Raw genomic sequence first — 22,473 nt, forward strand, 5'->3', positions numbered from 1 at the left:
CCTGATATTTACTATAGGTAAAGTATCCACAAGAAAAAAGTCTGTATGGTTATTAACATGATGCCTTATAATGAACAAGCCTTTGTATTACATAGAGTATAATTTTTTAGCTTGTTTTGTACGTGGTTATCAACATTACTTGGGCATTCAATTTCCCTTTGTGAATTTTTTTTACTATACTTAAAGGAGAAATAATCGAGAGGAGTGTTAAGATGCAAGAAGTACAAGTAAAGACGTTACAGGAATTATTGAATTCTTTCGCCAACAAAGACGTTTATATTCATCTTGAGACGACGAACGGTTCTTATGCAGCACACTTTGATGAAAAATTTTTTAATGCAGGTGCTTTTATTCGTAATGCTAAAATCAATTACGAGCTTGCAAAAGTTGTAGACGATTCACCCCATCGTGTCGGTTTAAAAATGGCGCATGGCTGGGTTTATGCTCAAGGCATTACACATTATGAATTAGATGATTTAGGCCGTTTATTAATGGCTGGACTAGACTACTCGGGTAAATTGGCGATTGCATTAGAAATTAGCGAAACGCCATTTACTTATTAAGGGGGACGACTTTTTTGGATTTACAACCACAACGTCATATTTTAATTGTTTACCCTCACCCAGATGATGAGGCTTTTTCAGTTGCTGGAACAATTGCCTACTATACAAAGAAATTGAATACACCTGTTACATATGCCTGCTTAACGTTAGGCGAAATGGGGCGTAATTTAGGAAATCCACCTTTTGCTACACGTGAATCCTTACCAGAAGTTCGACGTAAGGAACTTGTCGATGCAGCAGAGGCTATGGGTATACAAGATTTACGTATGCTTGGTTTCCGAGATAAAACGATTGAATTTGAAGACGACGAAAAAATGGTAAAGCTTGTTGAAGATTTAATAGAGGAGCTAATGCCTTCTCTTATCATCACATTCTTACCTGGCTTTGCCGTGCATCCCGACCATGAAGCTACAGCTCGTGCTGTAGTAGAAGCAGTTCGCCGTATGCCAAAAGCTGCACGCCCACAAGTATTTGGATGTGCCTTTGCAAACGATACCATCGAAAAAAATGGGGAACCCCATGTTGTCATCGATATTCGTGAAATGAAAATGGATAAAGTAAAAGCATTACAAGCACATGCATCTCAAACAGCCTGGATGATGCAAGAAACTGAAAAACGCATCGACGACGGTGAGCCTATGAGCGACAGCTGGTTGAATGTTGAAAAGTTCTATATTGTAAATCCTGACCAGTATGTAAAATAAAAATCAATTTCGCCTTTGCGTAATTGCGTCCGAAGGCTTTGGGCCAACGTGATGTTGGTCACTCAGTCGTGTGTTGTTGTTGTTGTTGTTGCTGTCGCTTCGCTTTCGCACAGATAAATTACCACAGGACGTGGCGTTCTTAGATCGAGTTCCACTATTTCAGTGGTGTTTGGACACCCACTGAATGACGATAAAACGGTTCTGACCTCGTTTGGGAAAGAGGTCAGAACCGCTTTTTGTTAAGCGACTCTTAATTTTTTTAAAATATGAACAATGAAAGTTATCCCAAATACAATAATTAAAACAACAAAAAACATATAATGTGGAACATGAATATCAACTACGCTAGCTAGCATTTTTAGCGCAATAATTCCAATAATAATAAACGCTGTCGCCTCTAGTTCAGGTATTTTTTCAATAATGATTAAAAATAAGCCAGCAATGGTTCTCATCATTAAAATGCCTAACATCCCGCCGATCAGTAATATCCAAATTTGATTGGATATTGCGAATGCAGCAAAAATTGCGTCAATCGAAAATGCAATATCCATCAACTCTACTGATATGACCGTCGCCCAAAACGTTCCAAAAAGGCGAACCATCAACCCTGATTTTTTGACCTCCTTTACACTGTCCTCTTCCCCTATTTGTAAGAAATGAGCTACACATAGCCAACCCAAATATAAGGCTCCTAGCAATTTAATAAACCAAAACTCTACCAAATAAACGCCTATTCCAATAAACAAGAATCGGAAAAAATAAGCACCTAACATTCCGTACATTAATGCTCGTTTTCGTTGCTTACCTGGTAAATGCTTGACTAGTACTGCCAATACAAGCGCATTATCTGCTGAGAGCAAGCCTTCAATAATGATGAGTGTTGAAATTAATCCCCAAGATACGGGGTCAGATAAAATTTCTTTCCACATTTCCCAATCGAAAAATTGAATGTATGTAGATAGAATTCCTTGGATGATTTCCAATTACATACCCTCCTACTTGTCCTGAGCTAGTCTAGTATATGCTTGACCATTTTTGTTATGAAGGAAATGAGCACATCCTTTATCCCACAATTGACTACCCGTAAAGATTAAGTTCCACTTTATTTTCCCCAAAAAATTCTCGAAGAAATTTAAATATTCTCCTTGATGTAATTATAAATTTAAATAGACACCGAAAATTTAGAATTTACTAAAAATTTATAACAAAAGTCTAACGAAATATGCTATCATAGATAAATGTTTTATACGTAAAACGGAGGATGAATACTATGGAAGTTACCGATACTAGAACTGTGCAAGTAGAAAACATCTTAATTGCACATCATTTCTTAAAAGACGTAGTGGTACACACACCTCTACAAAAAAACGACTATTTATCAGAGAAATACGGAGCTAATATTTATTTCAAACGCGAAGATTTACAGCATGTACGCTCATTTAAACTTCGCGGGGCTTACTATAAAATTAAAAAAATTGAGGAAGATGCTCGCAAGGCTGGCGTTGTTTGCGCAAGTGCCGGTAATCATGCCCAAGGTGTTGCTTACGCCTGTGCACAATTGAAAATTCAAGCAAGCATTTTTATGCCTCAAACAACTCCAAAGCAGAAAATTGATCAAGTGCGTATGTTTGGTAGGGATTATGTGGAAATTATTTTAGCAGGCGATACCTTTGATGATTCTGCCGAAAGTGCATTAGCCTACTGTGAAGAACACGATAAAATCTTTATTCATCCATTCGATGATTTCGATGTCATTGCTGGTCAAGGAACAGTTGCTGTTGAAATTATGAATGACATGGAAGAACCTATCGACTATGTATTTGGTAGTATCGGTGGCGGTGGCTTAATGTCAGGTGTTTCTGCCTACGTGAAAAATCTTTCTCCTAATAGTAAAATTATCGGTGTAGAGCCGGCTGGTGCGGGCAGTATGAAAGCTGCATTTGCAGAGGGTGGCGCAGTGGCACTTGATTGGATTGATAAGTTCGTAGATGGTGCTGCAGTAAAATGCGTCGGTCATCACACGTATGATGTTTGTAGTCGCTATTTAGACGACATTGTCTTAGTGCCGGAAGGAAAAGTATGTACAACGATATTAGATCTTTACAATAAACATGCTATTATTGCGGAGCCTGCCGGAGCATTATCAGTTGCAGCACTCGACTATTATAAAGAAGAAATTAAAGGCAAATCAGTCGTTGTTATTATTAGTGGTGGGAATAACGACATTGGACGTATGCAGGAGATTAAAGAAAAATCGTTAATTCATGAAGGCTTACTATACTACTTTATCGTAAGCTTCCCACAACGTGCAGGCGCACTTCGTCAATTCCTCACAAGTGTTCTAGGACCAGATGATGATATTACGACTTTCGAGTATACAAAGAAAAACAACAAAGAAAGTGGTCCTGCCTTAGTCGGCATCGAACTTGGTAATCGTGATGAATACGAAGGATTACTAGCACGTATGAATGAATTTGGCTTCAAATATAAAGAAGTAAATAACGACATTCAATTGTTTGGCTTATTAGTATAATAAGAGGGAGGGTCACACTTGCTATCTATGTAAGTGTGGCTTTTTTTGTGTGGATTTAGAAGTTTATCGAAACAATTTTGAGATTTATCGAAACTTTTCACCTGTTTATAGACCAACTTCAACGATTTATCGCTCACTTTTTAAAAAATATAGACATCTACCCTACAAGCGACACTATCTGACCGCTCCGATAGTTTTAGTCACTTACATTTAATAATAATTTGGCAGGAATTATATATTTTCTATTTTTATTTTCACCTAGTGCTTCAAATTTTAACTTTTTCAATAAATAATAAGCCGCTTTCTCTGAAGCAATATCAAAAAATTCGCGAAATTGAGCATTTGAAATATTGGTGCCCATCATTAATCGGAAATCGTGCAATGCAACAAGCATCGATTGATTATCAATTAATAGGCAATGACTACAACGCCATTTTCCATGGGTATAACACAAGGTATGCTCAAAATTACATCGTGAGCATAAGGCCCCTTCTTTAGTTCATTCAACTTAATATTTGGAGTCCATTGGGTTGGATTGTGCATCCCTAGCATATGCTCTAAGAATTCACTAAAATCATGTTCGCTTATATGCACCTGTTGATGTTTCTTAAATAGTTGCTCTATCCTTTCAGCCAGGCCACTTACATGCAGAATTGGCTGAGACGAGAAACGAGGCGACATAACCATATTTGGATTTGCAGAAACGACCAGATATTCAATAGGTATATGATGCCCACACATCTGAAACAGCCTATGCAAAAATCTAGCATGTCGCTTTACCTGATCGAATGGTTTCTGAAGCCATCTACTCTCCCATCAGAAGTAACCCTAATGAACTGGTGGTTATCGGCCATAAAATCGACGCGTCCAGCGATATTTTTGATTTCCACTATTAAGGTAAAATTTTGTGACATTAACAATGTATCAATTTAATAGATTGATCCACCCTCAGCTTTAAACTCCACATCATGCAATAAATAATATGCTTGCTGCAAATGAATTTCTTGCCATTCCTGATCTACCCTTTTTTCACCTGCATACCCAGCTTTAGTTCTCCTTAACATTTCTTGAAAATAATCATACTTAGCGTGAGATTTCGGTAATCTTCTCTCAATCATTTCTAACATACGTTGCTTTGATGAAACTTCCCTCTTTTTCAGTAACACAGTTTCACCTCCTTTCTCTAGATTATAATGCACTTTATCGAAACAATTTAGAGATTTATCGAAACTTTTCACCTGTTTATCGACCAACTTCAAAGATTTATCACCCAACTTTAAAAATATATCGACATAAAGCAAAAAACGCCCATACCTATGTATGAGCGTTCTAACATCATTAACCTAGTAGTGCACGGTCGGAGTTCATTTTTTCACCGCGGATACGTTCAAACTCTGCCATTAAATCAGGAATCGTCAATTCGTGCTTGCGATCCTCGCCAACCTCTAAAATGATTTGACCTTTATCCATCATAATAAGGCGATTCCCTAAGTCTAATGCCTGCTGCATGTTGTGCGTTACCATCAATGTTGTTAAGTTGTCTTTCTCGACTAAATACTTCGTAATACGAGTGATTAACTCTGCACGTGATGGGTCAAGCGCCGCCGTATGCTCATCCAGCAATAATATCGATGGCTTCGTGAACGTTGCCATTAATAGAGACAAAGCCTGGCGCTCCCCTCCTGAAAGTAAGCCGACCTTTGCTGAGAGACGGTTTTCTAGGTTCAAGCCCAACATCTCTAATGATTCCTTGAAAAACTCCCGACGCTTTTTATCAACACCGATACGCACGCCTCTACTCTTATTTCGTGAGTAAGCCAACGCTAAGTTCTCTTCAATCGTCATTGTTGGTGCTGTCCCAGCCATTGGATCCTGGAACACGCGACCGATGTAGTGAGAGCGCTTGTATTCTGGCAAGGTTGTAACTTCATCTTCACCAATTAAAACCGAACCAAAGTCAGGCGTTAGTGCACCTGAAATCATATTCATCATTGTCGATTTACCGGCACCATTACTGCCAATAATCGTGACGAAATCACCTGGCATTAAATGCAAATCGATTTCGGCAAGTGCAATTTTTTCATCAGGTGTGCCTTCATTAAAAACTTTATTAATACCTTTTAATTTAAGCAAGGCCTTTCCCTCCTTTGCGATTCGCCTTACGTTTACGCTCCTTACTCTTATTAATAATTTGAGGTAAGATCAACGCCATAATAACAATGATAGCCGTTATTAATTTCATATCTCCTGAATCAAGGAAATCAACACGTAATGCTAATGCTAAAATAATGCGATAAATAATAGCCCCTGCAATGACAGCAAAGGTCGTACGCATAATTGTTTTGGTACCAAAGATTGCTTCACCGATAATGACAGATGCAAGACCGATAACAATCATACCAATCCCCATACTTACATCTGCGAATTTCGAGTATTGCGCGATTAAAGCTCCAGAAAATGCGACAAGTGCATTAGAAAGCCCTAGCCCTAAGATAATAAGTGTATCTGTATTTGCTGAAAAGCTACGAATCATACGCTTATTATCGCCTGTTGCTCGAATAGCCAGTCCGACCTCTGTTTTTAAGAACCAGTCTGCAATTAACTTAATTAAAATCGTGATGATTAATACTACAATCAGCGTGCCCCATGTAGATGGTACTTGCTGAACGCCAATGCCTTTTAATAGGTTATTTAATGCATCATCGATACCTAAGTTACTCCAAAATGATTGAAACTTTGAAAATAAAGTTTCAGAGTTCAATAATGGAATATTCGGACGACCTATCGTATTTTCTGCAGTTAACCCCATAATACGTAGGTTAATAGAATATAAAGCAATCATCATTAAAATTCCCGATAATAGCGGGTTAATTTTCCCTTTTGTGTGAAGAATTCCTGTCATACATCCTGCAATAAATCCAGCAACAATTGCCACTAAAGTAGCTAAGATTGGGTGGTAACCAAGCAGAATCATCGTTGCTGCTGTGGCCGCCCCTGTAACAAAGCTTCCATCAACCGTTAAATCTGGAAAATCTAACACACGGAATGTTAAGTACACACCAAGTGCCATAATTGCATAGATGATTCCTTGCTCCACTGAGCCAAATATTGCTGTAAACATCGTTGAATCATCTCCTAAAATTATCGTATAAAATGAAGAGAAAGCGGGGACAATCCTCCCCCGCTTCACCCCAATATAATGCCACTTTGGACATTACTTTTCTAAAAGCTCTGCTCCCCAAGAATCCTTAATTTCGATTCCTAAATCATCCGCTACTTTTTTGTTGATTAATAGTTTTAAGTTCTGTGGATATTGCGCTGGCGTGTCAGCAGGTGTTGCTTCACCTTTTAGAATTTTCACAGCCATTTGACCAGCTTCATAACCAATGTCGAAATATTCAAAACCAAATGCAGCTAAACCACCTCGTGCTACAGAGTCAAGCTCTCCTACAACTAGAGGTAATTTATTGACATTTGCTACATCAATCACAGATTCTAAAGCATTAACTACTGTATTATCAGTAATAATATAGAATGCATCCACTTTACCGATTAATGATTCAGTCGCTTGTTTTACATCCGCAGAAGTTGCTGCAGAAGCCTCTTTAACCGCAAGACCTTGCTCAGCCATCAATTTTTTCACTTCTGTTACTTGCGCTACTGAGTTTTGTTCACCAGCGTTGTAGACCATACCTACATTTTTAGCGCCAAGTTCTTTTAAGAACGCTACTGTTTTGGCAATCGTTTCAGGATGTAAATCAGTCGTACCTGTAATATTTTTCCCCGGCTTCTCCATCGATTCGATTAACTGTGCACCAACTGCATCTGTTACTGAGGTAAAGATAATTGGAATATCACTAGTCGCTGTTGCTGCTGCTTGTGCAGACTGTGTAGAATTAGCAAAGATTAAATCTACATTTGCACTTACTAGATTGTTGGCAATCGTTGTGTTAAGACTGTTATCACTTTGAGCTATTTGTGGATCGTACTCAACTTTTAAGCCTGAGTCTTCGATTGCTTTTTTAAAGCCCTCAGTGGCTGCGTTTAAAGATGGGTGCTCGACAATTTGAGTAATCCCGATTTTATAAGTCTTCTCATCTACGTTGCCGCTCTCACTTGCATTCTTCTTTTCGTCTCCCTTTGAATCAGATGAACTAGAGCCACCGCTACCACAAGCAGCAAGCATTAATACTAATCCAAATAATAGGAACGAAAGCTTTTTCAAATTGCTCTTCACAAATAATCCCCCCGATTATTATCTCTAATATCTATCACACTTCATCCAAACGAAGTGTGAACGTATCGCTATATTATCGTTATTACCGAGGTTCGTCAACAACATTATGAATGTTCTGACTTTTAAATTTGACGAAATATTTTAGTTTTTCATTCAATTTGTCGCTTTAAACCGCTAAACTACGCTATTCTTACAAATCGATTTCTTTTTCTAACATAACAAAATATTTTATGACAATTTTGCGAAGTTATTTTATGGGCACAAGTAGAATAAAAGTCTTTTATTTTTCTGACATTTGATTTCCATATAAAAAAGCCTGACAATCTTCGGTAGAAAATGTCAGGCTGTCATTTATCATTTTACTTTTTCAAGATATCTACTAACCAACTACTTTGAGGTAAAGGGATATCCGGGAAACAAACATAAGTTTGAGCAACACCTTGAATTGCAGAGTGAAAACATCCTGCCAGTGCCTTAGGGTCGCCTTCTCGAATTACCCCTTTAGATTGACCTACTTTTACTAAACCTTCAAATTCCTTTGATGCAGCGATATCCTTTGCCATTTGTTGAATTGTATCCGGTAAGTTACTTGCAATTTGTGTTTGTGCAACTAGCATAAATAATTTTGCCGATAATGGATATGTTTTAAAAGAGTCCAGTATCATCGTAACCATATCATTCAAATACACTAAAGGTTGTTCTAATTCCTCATCAGAAATATGAATATTAGCCATTTTAGCCCTGTTTAAAAGTTCAAGGTATACCTCTTCTTTAGAGCCGAAATAATGAAACAGTAATCCTTGGCTAATTCCAATGGAGTCCCCAATCTCTTTTGTTGTTGTCCCTTGATAACCATTTCTAATAAACAAATCCAAGCCCGCGTTTAGAATTTGTTCTCGTCTAACTTCCTTCTGTTCGCGGCGTTTATTCATTTCATCATAACCTCCTGCAATGATACTGCATTCATGCTTTTTTTATAGAGTAACATAATAACCTCATATGAAACAGCAAAGATTACAAGAGAAAGTGCTATCACTTTAATATCTGGTGTCATCGGTATTGCCATTGTAGATGATTTAGCTAATGAGTCAAACAAAAGTTTTGACAAAACAATCGCATAGATTGTGCCAATCATAAATCCGATGTATGCAATTATACGAAAACCTGACAATACGATGCGATTGCATTCTGTGTTTGTATATCCAACCGCTTTCATCATCGCCAAGTACTTACGATTAGAGGAAATAATGATTTTCATTACAATACTAATCGTTAGAACACTTAAAGCTAAACCGATTGCGATAAATAAAAATGAAAGTGCCACATACGTCCTCTTTTGCTGGGAACTTGAATATAATATATCTTCAAGTTTTGAAACAAACATATGCTCTTGGTTGTCAAACTCTACATTATCATTAGTAAATACACCATTATATTCTTCTTTTTCTAAAAGGCCAGCCTTGATTGCAAAATCAATATTACTGTAAACTACTTCTCCATACACTGATTGTTCAATAGCTGTTATAGGTAACTGATAAGCAACATTATTTAAATAAATTTTCACAGTGTCGCCAACCGACAAATCATATTTCTTGCGCATCCAATCATTCACAACGATGCCTTCTTGCCTTGAAATGTCAATGTTCTCCTGCTTCTGGATGCTATAAAGTTTAAAAAGAGACATACTATTAGATAACGCCATAAATTGCCCATTATTTAATACTCTACCGTTTGGAAACTCTATTTTACAATCTTCTGAAAAATAAGGTGTTTCAGAGTCTAAAAATTCCATTTCTTTCGCTTTAATAAATCGAACGTTACTTTTATATTCGGATCCTTTAAGTGTTAATGAAGATACCTTATCAGACATTCCTTGTAAAGAAAAAGCAATCTGTAAATTAGCGCTAGCCATGAAGCCTGTGAGCAAAGTTAAAAAGACTAAAAGAATGTTATTAACAATAATTGATGTAAATACTATTCTGATAAATGGTTTAGTTTTTCTATTTTTTTGACTTCGTTTCACAAAACCATTCAGTTTTACTGACTCTGCATTATGAATCATTTCTAATGGTGGTTTACGTAAGGCAAATACTGCAATTCCAAAAGCCAATATAGAGAACAATAGTGCTGGGATTGTTGTAAACAGTATAAATTGTGCAGTATCAAAATGCTGTGAAACATTCGGTACAAGAAATATAGCATTGATTCGATTAATAAAGAGTGGGCTGATTACATAGGACATTAAATATCCTATTACTCCACCTATAAATACAAAAGCGCCTATTATGAAATATCTTTTGGCAATTTGTACTGTAGTATAACCAAGTGCTTTGAAAACACCTATATCAGATTTTGTCTCATTTATACTTTGCATAATGGTCATAATAAGCAATATTATTGCAGTTAAGCCCAAGAAACATAAAGCGCTTATAAGACAGATTTTAAACATTTTTTCTTTCGCGTTTAATGCAGAAAGTACTTGGGGATTATCTTCTTTACTCACAACTGACTTTACATTTGGATCCATAAGCATTTTTTCTAAAAAAGTTTGCTTCTGTTCTTCTGACAAATGCTCAGTAAATCGACCTGAATAACTTATCCTCTCTTGTTCATCCCACATTGAGTACATTTCTTCACTACATAGTATTAATGCCTGAGTATTTGGTTTATAAGTTATACCATTATCAGCTACTACTGGTGTGACTGCATCTGGTAAGGTAAAAATCCCGCTAATTGAATATGATCTATTGCCAATAGCAACTAAATCACCTAGAGTCAGATTATTCTCACGGGAAAAATTTTTATCTATCGCAATTTCATTCATTTTTTCAGGTGTAACACCCTCTGAGTACATTGGTATATCTATGCTGCGCGTAGTTCGCATTAAACGATATACATTTTCCCCAGCATAAATCACTTTATATGTTAGAGGATCAAACGTAAAAGAATACTTATTTGAAAGGTCCGATATTTCCTCTCTCTGCATAACTAGCGTAAAGTCCTGCTGATTTTGCTGTTCTAGAGCCTTCTTTATAGAGCTTACGTTTTGAAGGTAGAAAACCAGTAACGCGCAAATAAACATTGCACAGACAACAACTAATACTAACGGATATTGTTTTTTTAATTTCATCAGTGTGCCAACTCTCCTCACCATGTAATCTCGTTCACATTGCGTGGATGAGCATTGTTAATAACTTCAACTATTCTTCCGCTAGTCATTTTAATTATTTTTGTTGCAATTTGAGCAATACTAACATTGTGCGTTACCATAATAATTGTAAATTTCAGTTGTTTTTGAAGCTGCTTCAAGTAAGTTAAGATTTGTTTACTCGTTTCTTCGTCCAATGCTCCAGTTGGTTCATCACAAAACAAATAATCAGGTTGCTTTGCTAATGCTCGTGCAATAGAAACTCGTTGTTGTTGACCTCCCGAAAGTTCATAAGGAAGACGTTTTTCTAATCCACTAAGTCCTACACCATCAATTATTTCTGTAATATTTGGATTCCCTTTTAAGTCCGCACCCATTTTTATGTTAGATTCTACATTTAAAAATGGCAGTAAATAATAGGCTTGAAAAATAAAAGCTGTTTTATCACGTCTAAATAATGTTAATTCTTTCTGATTCAACCCAATAATCTCGTAATCATCGTACGTAATGCTCCCAGAATCAGATGGCTCTAACCCAGAAATTACATTAAGAAGTGTAGATTTACCGGATCCAGAAGGGCCCAGAATTACTACGAACTCCCCATCTTCAATTGACAATGAAACTGAATTTAATGCATAAAGCAATTCACTTCCATTTCGATAACTTTTCACTACATTTTCTACGCTTAACATACAAGACCTCCTATTGTTATTAATTAATTAATCAATTAACAATATGTTATTATTGATTAATTAATTCGTCAATAACAAATGACTAATTCTTACATTTGACTTCATTTAACCTTCTATACTAAAATATTTAATTGTGCGAAAAGCACCGTGGTTCGTAACCATCCCACGCAAAAAAACTAAGGAGAAAAAAATATGAAAATAAAATTTTTAGCAGCTAGTGGCATTATTGCAGCGCTTTACATTGCTGTTACAATGCTAGTCGCACCGTTTGGCTTTACAGAGGTGCAGTTCCGTGTATCGGAAATTTTTAATCATTTAGTAGCCTTTAATCCACGTTTTGCAGTTGGGGTTATTCTGGGTGTATTTATCTCTAATCTTTTTTCACCACTAGGCATCTATGATTTAGTATTCGGTGTAGGACATTCCATGATTACTCTGGGATTATTCATTTTAATCTGTAAATTTGTCAAAAATATTTGGGCACGTTTAGTCATCAATACCTTTTTATTTACATGCACAATGTTCATCATTGCCTTTGAATTGAACTTAGCCTTAGAATTACCATTCTTCTGGACATGGTTAACTGTTGCTGCAGGTGAATTTGTTGTCTTAGCAGTCGGTGCGCCAATTATGTATATACTGAATAAACGTTTAAACTTTAAAAATTTAATCTAACAGACGAGTCTTTTCAGATTCGTCTTTTTTACCTTCATTCAGCAAATGGATGCGGTTTTGAACCTTTTCAGTGGGTGTCCAAACACCTATTGAAATAGTGGAACTCAGTCTAAGAAGCACAATTCAAAATCTGGACGCAATTAGGCCAAGGCGAAATTGATTTTAGGAGCCAGCATATCTTGACACTATTCTGAAAATACTTTACAATTCATTTCAATAATAAATGCTATGAAAAAGAATAGTAGCAAGCTGCAGTACTTAAAGAGAGCTGATGGTTGGTGCAAATCAGTAGTACATACTTGTGAATGGACTTTTGAGCAGCCTCATCAAATGTGAGGTCGAATTTACTCCCCGTTACCGGAGTACGAAAGCGCGCAGTTTTTGCGAATGAAGGTGGCACCACGGTTACTCGTCCTTTTTACAGAGGGATTGAAGTGACTTTTTTTATGGAAAAATTAGAAAGAGGAGTCGAGAGAAGATGGGTACAGTAGCAGAGAAAAAAGGATATTTTGGTGAATTTGGCGGAAGCTTTGTTCCCGAAGAACTTCAGAATGTATTAAATATTTTAGATGAAAACTTCCAGAAATATAAAGATGATGAAGACTTTATTAAAGAGCTAGATTATTATTTCCGTGAATATGTAGGTCGCAAATCTCCACTTTATTTTGCAGAAAATTTAACAAAACAATTAGGCGGAGCAAAAATATATTTAAAGCGTGAAGACCTTAACCATACAGGTTCACATAAAATCAATAACGTCCTTGGACAGATTTTACTGGCAAAGCGTATGGGTGCTAATCGCGTGATTGCCGAAACAGGTGCTGGACAGCATGGCGTAGCAACGGCAACTGCTTGTGCTATGTTTGGGATAGATTGTACAATCTATATGGGCTTAGAGGATACGAAGCGCCAAGCATTGAATGTGTTCCGTATGGAGCTTCTCGGTGCAAAGGTAGTTGCTGTCGATAAAGGTCAAGGACGACTAAAGGATGCTGTTGATGAAGCATTTGCCGATTTAGTAGAAAACTATGAAACGACTTTCTATTTACTAGGTTCAGCCGTTGGACCTCATCCTTTCCCATCAATGGTCAAGCATTTCCAATCAGTTATTAGCCGTGAAAGTCGTGAACAAATATTAGAAAAGGAAGGAAAACTTCCAACAGCAGTACTCGCTTGTGTAGGTGGTGGTAGTAACGCAATCGGTGCGTTTGCAGAGTATATTGCTGACGAAAATGTTCGTCTTATTGGTATTGAGCCAGATAAGGCTGCAACATTAAATGAAGGAACACCGGGTGAATTACACGGTTTCAAATGTTTAGTACTACAAGATTCAGAAGGCAATCCATTACCAACTTATTCGATTGCAGCTGGACTAGATTATCCTGGAGCAGGTCCTGAGCACAGCTATTTAAAAACAATTGGTCGTGGAGAATATGTAACGGTGACAAATGAAGAAGTGCTTGAAGCATTCCAAGTGCTGTCAAAAGTTGAAGGAATTATTCCTGCACTTGAAAGCTCACATGCAGTAGCACATGCACTAAAGCTTGCTCCAGCATTATCTCCTGAAGAGATTATTATTATTAATATCTCTGGTCGCGGGGACAAAGATGTAGAACAAGTTTTCCAAATGTTAAATAGATAATGAAACAAAGAGCGACTTCCCTTAGGGGAATCGCTCTTTCTACTATACTAATGTACTTAATTTAGGATAAATTTCTGCCACATTATCTCGCAGCTTAGCTTTCAGGAATTTCCCAACGGATGTTTTTGGAATTTCCTCTAAAAATACAACATCATCTGGTACCCACCATTTTGCGAATTGGCTTTCTAAAAATGCCAATAGCTCTTCTTCTGTTGCTGATTTTCCTTCTTTCAATACAACACAAGCTAGTGGACGTTCTTGCCACTTGGCATGTGGAATCGCTATAACTGCCGCTTCCAAAATCGCATCATGGGTCATTAACGCATTTTCTAAATCAACAGAAGAAATCCATTCCCCTCCAGATTTTATTAAATCCTTTGTACGATCTGTTATTTTGATAAAGCCATCCTCTGTTCGTACCGCAATATCTCCTGTATATAGCCAGCCATCTCGATAGGCATCTGCTGTACGGTCATCGCGATAATATTCGTGCGAAATCCATGGACCTCTTAAACGTAACTCGCCCATCGTCTCTCCATCCCACGGTACTTCTCCATTGTCATTAATAATACTCGATTCAATACCAGCCATCGTCATCCCTTGCATAGCTCGCGCTTCAATGCGTTTTTCAATTGGCCATTCATCCATCCAAGACATGTAATTCGATAATGCTACAATAGGAGTTGTTTCCGTCATCCCATATACAACAATATACGGAATACCATAATTCTCTTCAAATGTACGAATCAATCGGGTAGGTGAAGCAGAACCACCGCAACAAATTGCACGCAACGAGCTGATATCTCGTTCACGCTTCTCCTGTTCCTGTAAAGCCCCAATCCAAATTGTCGGCACTCCAGCTGTTAAAGTAACCTTTTCCTGTTCCACTAAATCTAATATTAAATCCGATGTAAATTGTGGACCAGGCAGTACCTGAGTCGCCCCCACATTGACACTTGCAAATGGTAGACCCCATGCATTTGCATGAAACATTGGTACAATAGGCATCACGATATCGCGCTCGGCTATACCCATTGAATCAGACATACTAAGCATCATACTGTGCAGTACTAGGCCCCGATGTGAATAAACAACACCCTTTGGATTGCCAGTTGTAGCACTTGTATAGCACATACCAGCAGGCGCTTCTTCCTCTAAATCCTCTGGGAATTGATAGTTCTCATCTGCAGTTGCTAAAAGTTCTTCATATGATAATGCATTTGGTATTGTCGTTTCTGGTAGAGTATCCTCATCCGTCATAATAATATAATGTTTCACTGTCTTAAGCTCTGGCGCAATGTTTTCAATGATTGGTACGAGATCAACATCAATCATTAAAATCTCATCTTCAGCATGATTAATAATATAAATTAAATGCTCTTCTGATAGACGAATATTCACCATATGCAAAACAGCACCTGAGCACGGCACCGCAAAATAAGCCTCTAAGTGGCGATGCTGATTCCAGGCGAAGGAACCAATTTTTGTCCCCTTTTTCATCCCCAGCTTTGTTAGCGCATCTGCTAAACGGCGTGTCCTTTTTGCCCACTCTCCATATGTTAAACGATGAATCTTCTGTGGGCTTGTACGTGAAATAATAGTCTTTCTAGCAAAATAACTTTCTGCTCGTTTAAAGAAGCTTGTTAATACTAACGGCGTTTGCATCATAAAAATCAACCATCCCTTCGTCTTGTGAACTTTCCCCCTTGTGAAATATTAATAGCATTGTTTAACTGAATACTACTAATATTCTGAATATGATTATATTTTAAATTTATAAATTACGCTATATATTCCAATAACTTTCTTTTTATTGCTAACTTTTTCTAAAATAGTGCATCTGCACAACGTGGGTCAAACTTTATTCCAATTTTTGATGATTGTCAAAAAAAAGATGAAGAAAACTAAATTGTTTTCTTCATCCTTTCATTTTTGAATTGCTTATTTATGAGCAGGCTTTTGTTTGTAGTTTAATTTTTAACTTTTCAAGCATATCCACTGTCATTTTTGCTAAGTCGTACTGAGCCTTGAAGCCCCATTCCTTCTGCGCTGCTTCTATATTTAGAGAGTTTGGCCAACTATCTGCAATCGCTTGACGTACTGGATCTACATTATAATCCATACGGAAATGTGGCAAATGCTTTTTAATTTCAGCCGCAATTTCAGATGGTTCAAAGCTCATGGCAGTTATATTAAATGCATTACGATGTACTAATTTGCTGCTATCTGCTTCCATTAAATCCACAATAGCCTGCAATGCATCTGGCATGTACATCATATCCATATACGTACCTTCTTGAATATAAGAAGTATATTTACCTTGTTGAACCGCCTCATAGAAAATCTCTACAGCATAGTCTGTTGTACCACCTCCTGGAGGAGTTACGTACGAAATTAACCCTGGGAAACGTACACCACGAGTATCTACACCAAAACGATTGAAATAATAATCACATAATAGTTCACCAGCAACTTTATTTACCCCATACATAGTTGTTGGTCGCTGTAATGTATCCTGCGGAGTATAGTCCTTTGGTGTCGACGGACCAAACGCGCCTATTGAGCTCGGCGTAAAAAATTGCAGATTTAAATCACGCGATACTTCTAACGCATTCATTAAACCACCCATATTTAAATTCCATGCCAGCAATGGATTTCTTTCAGCTGTCGCTGATAATAATGCCGCTAAATGCATCATTGTATCTGCACCAAAATCCTTCGCTAAATCATGCATTCTTTGTCCATCCGTCACGTCCAGTAATTCGAAAGGACCCTTAGAATGTTCAAGCTTTCGAATATCTGTCGCCAATACATTGTCCTCTCCATAAATACTACGAAGTTTTTCTACAAGTTCAGAACCTATTTGACCAAGTGCTCCTGTAACCATTATCTTTTTCATTTCTCCAAACCTCCACCTATAAACAATTGTACTTCAGGAAAGTACAATAGCATACATACAAACATTGATTTAATAACACTTTCGATGAAATTTATTATAATGTGTTCACATTAAAAATACAACTATTATATTTATATTTTTGGTAAAAAGAACGTACAATCCTTTATTATCAGTATATGAGCCCTTAAAAATATTGTGCTAATAAAACATATAAAATACATATGTATATCCCAGATGTACAATTATCCATTTTTTACATAAGTATAATATGTTCATTCTCTATCACATATCTGAATCCATAAAAAAAGAACCTTCTGCCAAAGAAAGGTTCTTTTTCGTCAAACTATACTTCATCAATTATGCCTTGGCATAATTGCGTTCGGAGGCTTTGGGCCCATGACGTTGGTCACTCAGGCGTTTTCACAGGAAGTGAAGCTCTTAGCCTGAGTCCCTCTATTTCAACAGACATTTGGTACCCGTTGAAAGAAGTTAAATTGAGAAACGCTTTACGGCTATTTGCAAAACTTTTGTTACCTTACGTAGCTCTTTAATATAATTATGGAATTGCTGCTGTGCGGTTAATTGATCTGCCGTTAATGTAGCTACATTTTTAGTTGATGCTGCATTCGTATCTGAAAAGGTAGTTAACATCACCGCATCCTCACTAACCTTTTTCGTATGGTTGGCAATCTCTTGAACGGTTGCAGATACCTCCATTATATATGGCTTCATTGTATGTACTTTTTCTAAAATTTGATCAAAGCTTGTTGATGTTTCACCAGTTACCTGTACACCCTTTTCTGTTGCAGCTAACACACCCTCCATCATTTGCACAGCATAGCTAGAGTCTAAATGAATGTTTTGAACAATGGACGTAATCGTTTGTGTTGAATGAACTGTCTGTTCTGCAAGCTTCCGTACTTCATTGGCCACTACCGCAAATCCCTTACCATGCTCCCCTGCCCGAGCAGCCTCAATGGATGCATTTAAGGCTAGAAGATTAGTTTGTGCTGTAATTTTTTCAATTACCTCAACCATTTGATCGATAGTAGCTGCTCTCTCTACAAGAGTAAAAATTGCTGTATTCGATTTTTCAACTGCACGCTTAATAGCCTGAATTTGTGTTAAATTCGCCTGTACTATTTCCGTACCACTTTCCGCATCACGTGCAGTCTTATGAGCAAAATCTTCAACAACCTGTACTTTTTCTAAAATAACTTGTACATCATTCAGAACTTCTTCTAAGGAAGCTGTATTGGAAGCTAATTTTGTTGTAGAAGCAGCAGTAGAATCTGAAATGGACTGCACATCCTTTGCAATTTTCAACGTAGTAGTAGACGACTGTTCTGAGGAATCCTGTAATTTACTAGTCATTTCTTCAACCTCCTGCGCACTATTTGTTACCGTATGAAGTAGCGTTTTGACCTCTGTTACCATTTGATTGTAAGACAGAACTACCTCGCCAAGCTCATCATGTGCTACATAGCTGGCATTGGCTGTGAAATCACCCTGTTCTGCGCGCTTTAATAATGACTTCAGTTGACGTGTTGGTACATTTACAGCCTTCGTTGCAATAAACCCTATAAGTATGACTAACAGAACAACAAATAAACACACTCCTCCTAATAGCCAATAACCAAATTGTACGTCTTTTTGGTATGCCTGTTGTTGCTGCTTAGCCCTTTCTACCAAGTAGCTTTGCGTTTCTTCTAATATTGTATGACCTTGCTGGCTTACTGGTAAATATGACTGCGTATAAAACTGTTGTCTTTCGTTTTGATTCAATTCCTTATAGCTGTCAACCAATTCTACCTGCTGTGCTAATAAGGATTTGTATTTCTTCATCTGATGATCCATCTTTTTATCAATCTCAAGACTTTCTAAATGACCTAAAGGCTGCTCAACATTTTTTAAAATGGCTGTCAATTCTTGATAGTTCCCAGTCGAATCTGCTAAATAATCTAATTGTCGTTGTGATTCCTCAATTTCATTTAACCAACCGATTGGTACAAGCCCTTGTGTATAACTCTCACTCGCATGCCATGACATTTTCCGCAAATAATCAACACTAAAAACACCTAGCAATACATTCGATAGTACACAAACAATCATCAGTACAAGTAACTTGTCCTTCACCATTATGTAACGAAAAAAATGCATTATCCTTAGCTCCTTCTCCAACTCTTACCAATAATCATAGTACTCAGATATAAAGCCAGTGTTATGTTTTTGTAAAAATTGTTCAAAGGGTTGTGAAGATATACCATTTTGTAAATCAAAAGTTAAATTTGTATATAACCTTACTGCTAATGGGTATAGTTATGATTATCTATAACTCTTATTGCGATTACATGTTTTAAACAACACAGGAATAGGTATGGTGCGTATGGACTCTACTTTAAAAAAGAGAATTTTATTATTACTATTTTTAACAGGAGGAGCTTTGTTCATACTAATAATCCGCCTCGCTTTTCTTATGCTATAGACATTCAAAGAGCTGTATCCGAAAGTCTTTGTGGACTTAGGATACAGCTCTTCTAATCTATTATGCCTCGACATAATTGCGTCCGGATTCGGCTTTGTGCTATAGGCCTGCGTGATGCAGGTCAGTTAGCCGTTATCGCATGGAGGCGATGATTTTAGGCCAACATCCTTTATTAACTCCTTCCCGATTCCGTGACATCCGCCGGAGACTTTTGGCCAACGGGATGTTGGTCACTCAGTCGTTCACAGGACGTAGCATTCTTAGACTCCGTTCCTCTATTTCAATGGATGTTTGGACACCTGCTGAAAGAAGTTAAAAGCACACTCAAGTTACTTTGCTCCTTGAGTGTGCTAGTCAGGTACATTAATTTTTGTTCACAACGCCACTATATAACCCAGGTCTACGGTCGTCATAAACTGGAATTCTGCCTCGAACTTCATCGACAATCGAAAAGTCCACATCTATGACAGCCACTTCTTCGTCCTCTGCGCCAACCCAAAGTACTTCCCCCCATGGCTGAATAATCATGGATTGCCCATTGAAGTTTTCTACCTTTTTCGAAATACGATTGACAGCTATCACGAAGCATTGATTTTCAATGGCACGAGCTTGTAATAACGTTTTCCAATGATCAATACGTGGCGTTGGCCATTGTGCTGGAACGAATAATACCTTTGCCCCCTCTAAAGCGTGAGCACGTAACCACTCTGGGAAACGAATATCATAACAAATTACCCCGGCTGCCTCGATATCTCCTAGTGCAAAGCGATTCATGTCATCTCCCGCTTCTAAGTATAGATGCTCGTCCATCAAGCGGAAAAGATGTGCCTTGCTATACTCACCTACTAGCTCACCATTCTTATTATACGTATACATTGTGTTATAAAATTTATCACCCTTCTTCGTTGAAACAGAGCCTCCAACAATATGTACACCAAGCTCTTTCGCTAAGTCTGATAAAAATGCTTGCGTACGTTCTCCATTAATATCCGCAAGCTCTGTTAATCGTTCAAGTGCATAGCCTGTATTCCACATTTCTGGTAGTACAATAATTTCTGCACCTCGTTTTGCAGCTACACGAATTTTGTCCTCAGCGCGAATAAAATTTTCTTCTACTTTGCCAAAGCCAACATTTAATTGGATACAACCAATTTTCATTGTGATTCCTCCCCAGGACAATTAGTAAAAAATAATAGTATTGCAAGTAACTTTTAACACTAAGTGTTATTACTGAATTTGTGCTTTTCTATATTCCATTATACTACAACTAAAAATGATATCGTTGTTGTCTGCTATAAAAGCATGTTATTAGAGAAAAAGGGCGAAATCGAATCATTCCATCATACCGAATAAATACAAAAAGACCAGGATCTCATCTATTAAATGAGTCCTGGTCTTTTTTGCGAAAGTGAATCTTACTAATTTACCTTAGTTTAAGATTCTATTAATATGTACGAATAAGTGCGATAAAAGTTACAGTTTTAAAAAAAAAATTAAATATATGTTTAACTGACTGTAAAGTAAATCCTCAATCTGTGTTTTAAATGTCATTTTTGCTATCCTATCCATCATTTCATGCCAGCTATCCGTCGCTTTGACTATTCTATCTATCACTTAAGGTCCGCTATCCGTCTGAACCTAATAAAAGGGCTACCTCATTTTAAAACTGAGGTAGCCCTTTTTATTATTGAATCACGCCTAATTCACGACCAACTTTCTCGTAAACCGCTAGCGCATCATCAAGCATTTCTTTTGTATGCGCCGCTGTAGGCATATTACGAACACGACCTGTGCCTTTAGGAACCGTTGGGAAAACGATTGATTTTGCATAGACGCCCTCTTCAAATAAGCGACGTGAGAATTCCTGCGTAAGCTTTTCATCACCAATAATACATGGTGTAATTGGCGTTTCAGATTTCCCAATATTAAAGCCTAGCTTAGCAAGACCCGCTTTTAAATAATCGCCATTTTCCCAAAGCTTATCGTGAAGCTCTGTGGAGTCAATCAGCATTTGCACCGCCGCTGTAATGGCAGCAACATCACCTGGTGGTAATGCTGTTGAGAATAAGAATGGACGTGAACGAACTTTCAGCCAGTCAATTAAATTTTTCTTACCGGCTACATAGCCACCAACAACACCAATTGCTTTAGAAAGTGTACCTATTTGGAAGTCGATTTCTTTTTCTAAACCGAAATGCTTCACAGTGCCCTTTCCTTTACCAGTGACACCTGATCCATGTGCATCATCGACATACGTTATTAAATCAAACTCTTTCGCAATCTCTACGATTTCTGGTAATTTTGCAATATCACCATCCATGGAGAATACACCATCTGTAATGACCATGACTTTATTGTATAAGCCCGATTCTGTAGCTTCCTTTGCCTTCGCACGTAAATCATCCATATCTGAGTGATTATAGGCAATAATTTTCGCACGTGATAAACGGCAACCATCAATAATGGAAGCATGGTTTAATTGGTCAGAAAGAATCGCATCATTTTTATCCATAACTGCTGAAATGGCTGCCATATTACAATTAAAACCTGATTGATAGGAAATAGCAGCTTCTGTTCCTTTAAATTCAGCAAGCTTTTCCTCCAATTTAACGTGCAGATCAAGTGTGCCGTTAATTGTACGAACTGCTCCAGCTCCCACACCGTATTTCTCTATCGTCTCTTTGGCAATACGCTTTAATTCTTCATTTGTCGCTAAGCCCAGATAATTGTTTGAGGATAAGTTAATAAGACTTTTGCCACGCACCTGAATAACAGGTCCGTTCGCTCCCTCTACTGGATCAATTTCATTGTATAAGCCTTGATCTCGTAAGGCATGTAGGTTTTCATCTAAAAATGTATTTAATACTTTAGACAAGCGTATCATCCTTTCCTAGG

General features: G+C 37.4%; 19 protein-coding genes, 1 riboswitch and 1 other annotated feature. Of the genes, 5 read left to right on the forward strand and 14 right to left on the reverse strand.

The annotated features are described in order from the left end of the window. Window positions 1–212: 212 nt before the first annotated feature. Together ACIQXF_RS05315 and bshB2 are read left to right on the forward strand one after the other, a co-directional pair. Complete coding sequence (locus ACIQXF_RS05315; protein WP_402779917.1) at window positions 213–563, forward strand: YojF family protein; 351 nt, start codon at window positions 213–215, stop codon at window positions 561–563. A 14-nt stretch (window positions 564–577) separates the two neighbouring features. After that, on the forward strand, window positions 578–1,267 hold the full coding sequence (bshB2, locus tag ACIQXF_RS05320) for a bacillithiol biosynthesis deacetylase BshB2 (RefSeq protein WP_402779919.1): 690 nt from the start codon (window positions 578–580) through the stop codon (window positions 1,265–1,267). A gap of 239 nt (window positions 1,268–1,506) precedes the next feature. Here bshB2 and ACIQXF_RS05325 read toward each other — a convergent pair whose 3' ends face one another. Beyond that, the gene (locus tag ACIQXF_RS05325) at window positions 1,507–2,250 is read right to left on the reverse strand and encodes a TerC family protein (RefSeq protein WP_402779921.1); all 744 of its coding nucleotides are present in this window, start codon (window positions 2,248–2,250) and stop codon (window positions 1,507–1,509) included. A 287-nt stretch (window positions 2,251–2,537) separates the two neighbouring features. Here ACIQXF_RS05325 and ilvA point away from each other — a divergent pair, with 287 nt between their 5' ends. Then, on the forward strand, window positions 2,538–3,800 hold the full coding sequence (gene ilvA / locus ACIQXF_RS05330) for a threonine ammonia-lyase IlvA (protein WP_402779923.1): 1,263 nt from the start codon (window positions 2,538–2,540) through the stop codon (window positions 3,798–3,800). A 196-nt stretch (window positions 3,801–3,996) separates the two neighbouring features. Here the strand turns inward: ilvA and ACIQXF_RS05335 are convergent, their stop codons facing one another. The 8 genes from ACIQXF_RS05335 to ACIQXF_RS05370 all read right to left on the reverse strand — a co-directional run bounded on the left by ACIQXF_RS05335 (window position 3,997) and on the right by ACIQXF_RS05370 (window position 11,877). After that, window positions 3,997–4,164 carry a hypothetical protein gene (locus tag ACIQXF_RS05335; protein ID WP_402779925.1) on the reverse strand — a complete coding sequence of 56 codons (168 nt, stop codon included), beginning with the start codon at window positions 4,162–4,164 and terminating at the stop codon, window positions 3,997–3,999. 565 nt (window positions 4,165–4,729) lie between these two features. Beyond that, on the reverse strand, window positions 4,730–4,966 hold the full coding sequence (locus tag ACIQXF_RS05340; protein ID WP_402779927.1) for a hypothetical protein: 237 nt from the start codon (window positions 4,964–4,966) through the stop codon (window positions 4,730–4,732). 172 nt (window positions 4,967–5,138) lie between these two features. Next, window positions 5,139–5,933 (reverse strand): ABC transporter ATP-binding protein, encoded by a 795-nt coding sequence (locus ACIQXF_RS05345; RefSeq protein ID WP_402779929.1) that lies wholly within the window; start codon window positions 5,931–5,933, stop codon window positions 5,139–5,141. Next, on the reverse strand, window positions 5,926–6,921 hold the full coding sequence (locus ACIQXF_RS05350; RefSeq protein WP_402779931.1) for an ABC transporter permease: 996 nt from the start codon (window positions 6,919–6,921) through the stop codon (window positions 5,926–5,928). The genes ACIQXF_RS05345 and ACIQXF_RS05350 overlap by 8 nt, the downstream gene beginning before the upstream one ends. 93 nt (window positions 6,922–7,014) lie before the next feature. Then, window positions 7,015–8,037: an ABC transporter substrate-binding protein gene (locus ACIQXF_RS05355; protein ID WP_402779933.1), complete on the reverse strand. Its 1,023-nt coding sequence runs from the start codon at window positions 8,035–8,037 to the stop codon at window positions 7,015–7,017. A gap of 359 nt (window positions 8,038–8,396) precedes the next feature. Next, complete coding sequence (locus ACIQXF_RS05360) at window positions 8,397–8,969, reverse strand: TetR/AcrR family transcriptional regulator (protein ID WP_402779935.1); 573 nt, start codon at window positions 8,967–8,969, stop codon at window positions 8,397–8,399. Next, window positions 8,966–11,167 carry an ABC transporter permease gene (locus tag ACIQXF_RS05365; protein ID WP_402779937.1) on the reverse strand — a complete coding sequence of 734 codons (2,202 nt, stop codon included), beginning with the start codon at window positions 11,165–11,167 and terminating at the stop codon, window positions 8,966–8,968. The genes ACIQXF_RS05360 and ACIQXF_RS05365 overlap by 4 nt, the downstream gene beginning before the upstream one ends. Before the next feature lie 17 nt (window positions 11,168–11,184). Continuing rightward, a complete protein-coding gene (locus ACIQXF_RS05370; protein WP_402779939.1) occupies window positions 11,185–11,877 on the reverse strand; it encodes an ABC transporter ATP-binding protein in 693 nt (230 codons plus the stop codon). Between the two features lie 141 nt (window positions 11,878–12,018). Next, a riboswitch (PreQ1 riboswitch) is annotated at window positions 12,019–12,063 on the forward strand. 6 nt (window positions 12,064–12,069) lie between these two features. Here ACIQXF_RS05370 and ACIQXF_RS05375 point away from each other — a divergent pair. Both ACIQXF_RS05375 and trpB read left to right on the forward strand, forming a co-directional pair. Then, window positions 12,070–12,552, forward strand: coding sequence for a QueT transporter family protein (locus tag ACIQXF_RS05375; RefSeq protein WP_402779941.1), 483 nt, complete (start codon window positions 12,070–12,072; stop codon window positions 12,550–12,552). Between the two features lie 219 nt (window positions 12,553–12,771). Continuing rightward, window positions 12,772–12,972 (forward strand) — a binding site (T-box leader). A 58-nt stretch (window positions 12,973–13,030) separates the two neighbouring features. Next, window positions 13,031–14,194: a tryptophan synthase subunit beta gene (trpB, locus tag ACIQXF_RS05380; protein ID WP_402779943.1), complete on the forward strand. Its 1,164-nt coding sequence runs from the start codon at window positions 13,031–13,033 to the stop codon at window positions 14,192–14,194. Between the two features lie 42 nt (window positions 14,195–14,236). On the opposite strand, the gene ACIQXF_RS05385 is transcribed toward trpB, so the two are convergent. The 5 genes from ACIQXF_RS05385 to ACIQXF_RS05405 form a co-directional block, all read right to left on the reverse strand. Next, complete coding sequence (locus ACIQXF_RS05385) at window positions 14,237–15,862, reverse strand: long-chain fatty acid--CoA ligase (protein WP_402779945.1); 1,626 nt, start codon at window positions 15,860–15,862, stop codon at window positions 14,237–14,239. Window positions 15,863–16,139: 277 nt separating this feature from the next. Beyond that, the gene (locus tag ACIQXF_RS05390; RefSeq protein ID WP_402779947.1) at window positions 16,140–17,093 is read right to left on the reverse strand and encodes an L-threonine 3-dehydrogenase; all 954 of its coding nucleotides are present in this window, start codon (window positions 17,091–17,093) and stop codon (window positions 16,140–16,142) included. Window positions 17,094–17,582: 489 nt separating this feature from the next. Further along, window positions 17,583–19,253, reverse strand: coding sequence for a methyl-accepting chemotaxis protein (locus tag ACIQXF_RS05395; protein ID WP_402779949.1), 1,671 nt, complete (start codon window positions 19,251–19,253; stop codon window positions 17,583–17,585). Window positions 19,254–19,941: 688 nt separating this feature from the next. Next, on the reverse strand, window positions 19,942–20,736 hold the full coding sequence (locus tag ACIQXF_RS05400; protein ID WP_402779951.1) for a carbon-nitrogen family hydrolase: 795 nt from the start codon (window positions 20,734–20,736) through the stop codon (window positions 19,942–19,944). A 526-nt stretch (window positions 20,737–21,262) separates the two neighbouring features. Next, complete coding sequence (locus ACIQXF_RS05405) at window positions 21,263–22,462, reverse strand: glycine C-acetyltransferase (protein ID WP_402779953.1); 1,200 nt, start codon at window positions 22,460–22,462, stop codon at window positions 21,263–21,265. Window positions 22,463–22,473: the final 11 nt, after the last annotated feature.

The organism is Lysinibacillus sp. NPDC097231, from assembly GCF_044761885.1.
Taxonomy (GTDB): Bacteria; Bacillota; Bacilli; order Bacillales_A; family Planococcaceae; genus Lysinibacillus.

What these genes read in the sequence shown, in the direction of transcription:
- ACIQXF_RS05315 (WP_402779917.1), top strand. Translation starts at nt 213, where the DNA reads ATGCAAGAAGTACAAGTAAAGACGTTACAGGAATTATTGAATTCTTTC.
- ilvA (WP_402779923.1), top strand. Translation starts at nt 2,538, where the DNA reads ATGGAAGTTACCGATACTAGAACTGTGCAAGTAGAAAACATCTTAATT.
- ACIQXF_RS05335 (WP_402779925.1), bottom strand. Translation starts at nt 4,164, where the DNA reads ATGATGGGCACCAATATTTCAAATGCTCAATTTCGCGAATTTTTTGAT.
- ACIQXF_RS05350 (WP_402779931.1), bottom strand. Translation starts at nt 6,921, where the DNA reads ATGTTTACAGCAATATTTGGCTCAGTGGAGCAAGGAATCATCTATGCA.
- ACIQXF_RS05360 (WP_402779935.1), bottom strand. Translation starts at nt 8,969, where the DNA reads ATGAATAAACGCCGCGAACAGAAGGAAGTTAGACGAGAACAAATTCTA.
- ACIQXF_RS05365 (WP_402779937.1), bottom strand. Translation starts at nt 11,167, where the DNA reads ATGAAATTAAAAAAACAATATCCGTTAGTATTAGTTGTTGTCTGTGCA.
- ACIQXF_RS05370 (WP_402779939.1), bottom strand. Translation starts at nt 11,877, where the DNA reads ATGTTAAGCGTAGAAAATGTAGTGAAAAGTTATCGAAATGGAAGTGAA.
- ACIQXF_RS05375 (WP_402779941.1), top strand. Translation starts at nt 12,070, where the DNA reads ATGAAAATAAAATTTTTAGCAGCTAGTGGCATTATTGCAGCGCTTTAC.
- trpB (WP_402779943.1), top strand. Translation starts at nt 13,031, where the DNA reads ATGGGTACAGTAGCAGAGAAAAAAGGATATTTTGGTGAATTTGGCGGA.
- ACIQXF_RS05385 (WP_402779945.1), bottom strand. Translation starts at nt 15,862, where the DNA reads ATGATGCAAACGCCGTTAGTATTAACAAGCTTCTTTAAACGAGCAGAA.
- ACIQXF_RS05390 (WP_402779947.1), bottom strand. Translation starts at nt 17,093, where the DNA reads ATGAAAAAGATAATGGTTACAGGAGCACTTGGTCAAATAGGTTCTGAA.
- ACIQXF_RS05395 (WP_402779949.1), bottom strand. Translation starts at nt 19,253, where the DNA reads ATGCATTTTTTTCGTTACATAATGGTGAAGGACAAGTTACTTGTACTG.
- ACIQXF_RS05400 (WP_402779951.1), bottom strand. Translation starts at nt 20,736, where the DNA reads ATGAAAATTGGTTGTATCCAATTAAATGTTGGCTTTGGCAAAGTAGAA.
- ACIQXF_RS05405 (WP_402779953.1), bottom strand. Translation starts at nt 22,462, where the DNA reads ATGATACGCTTGTCTAAAGTATTAAATACATTTTTAGATGAAAACCTA.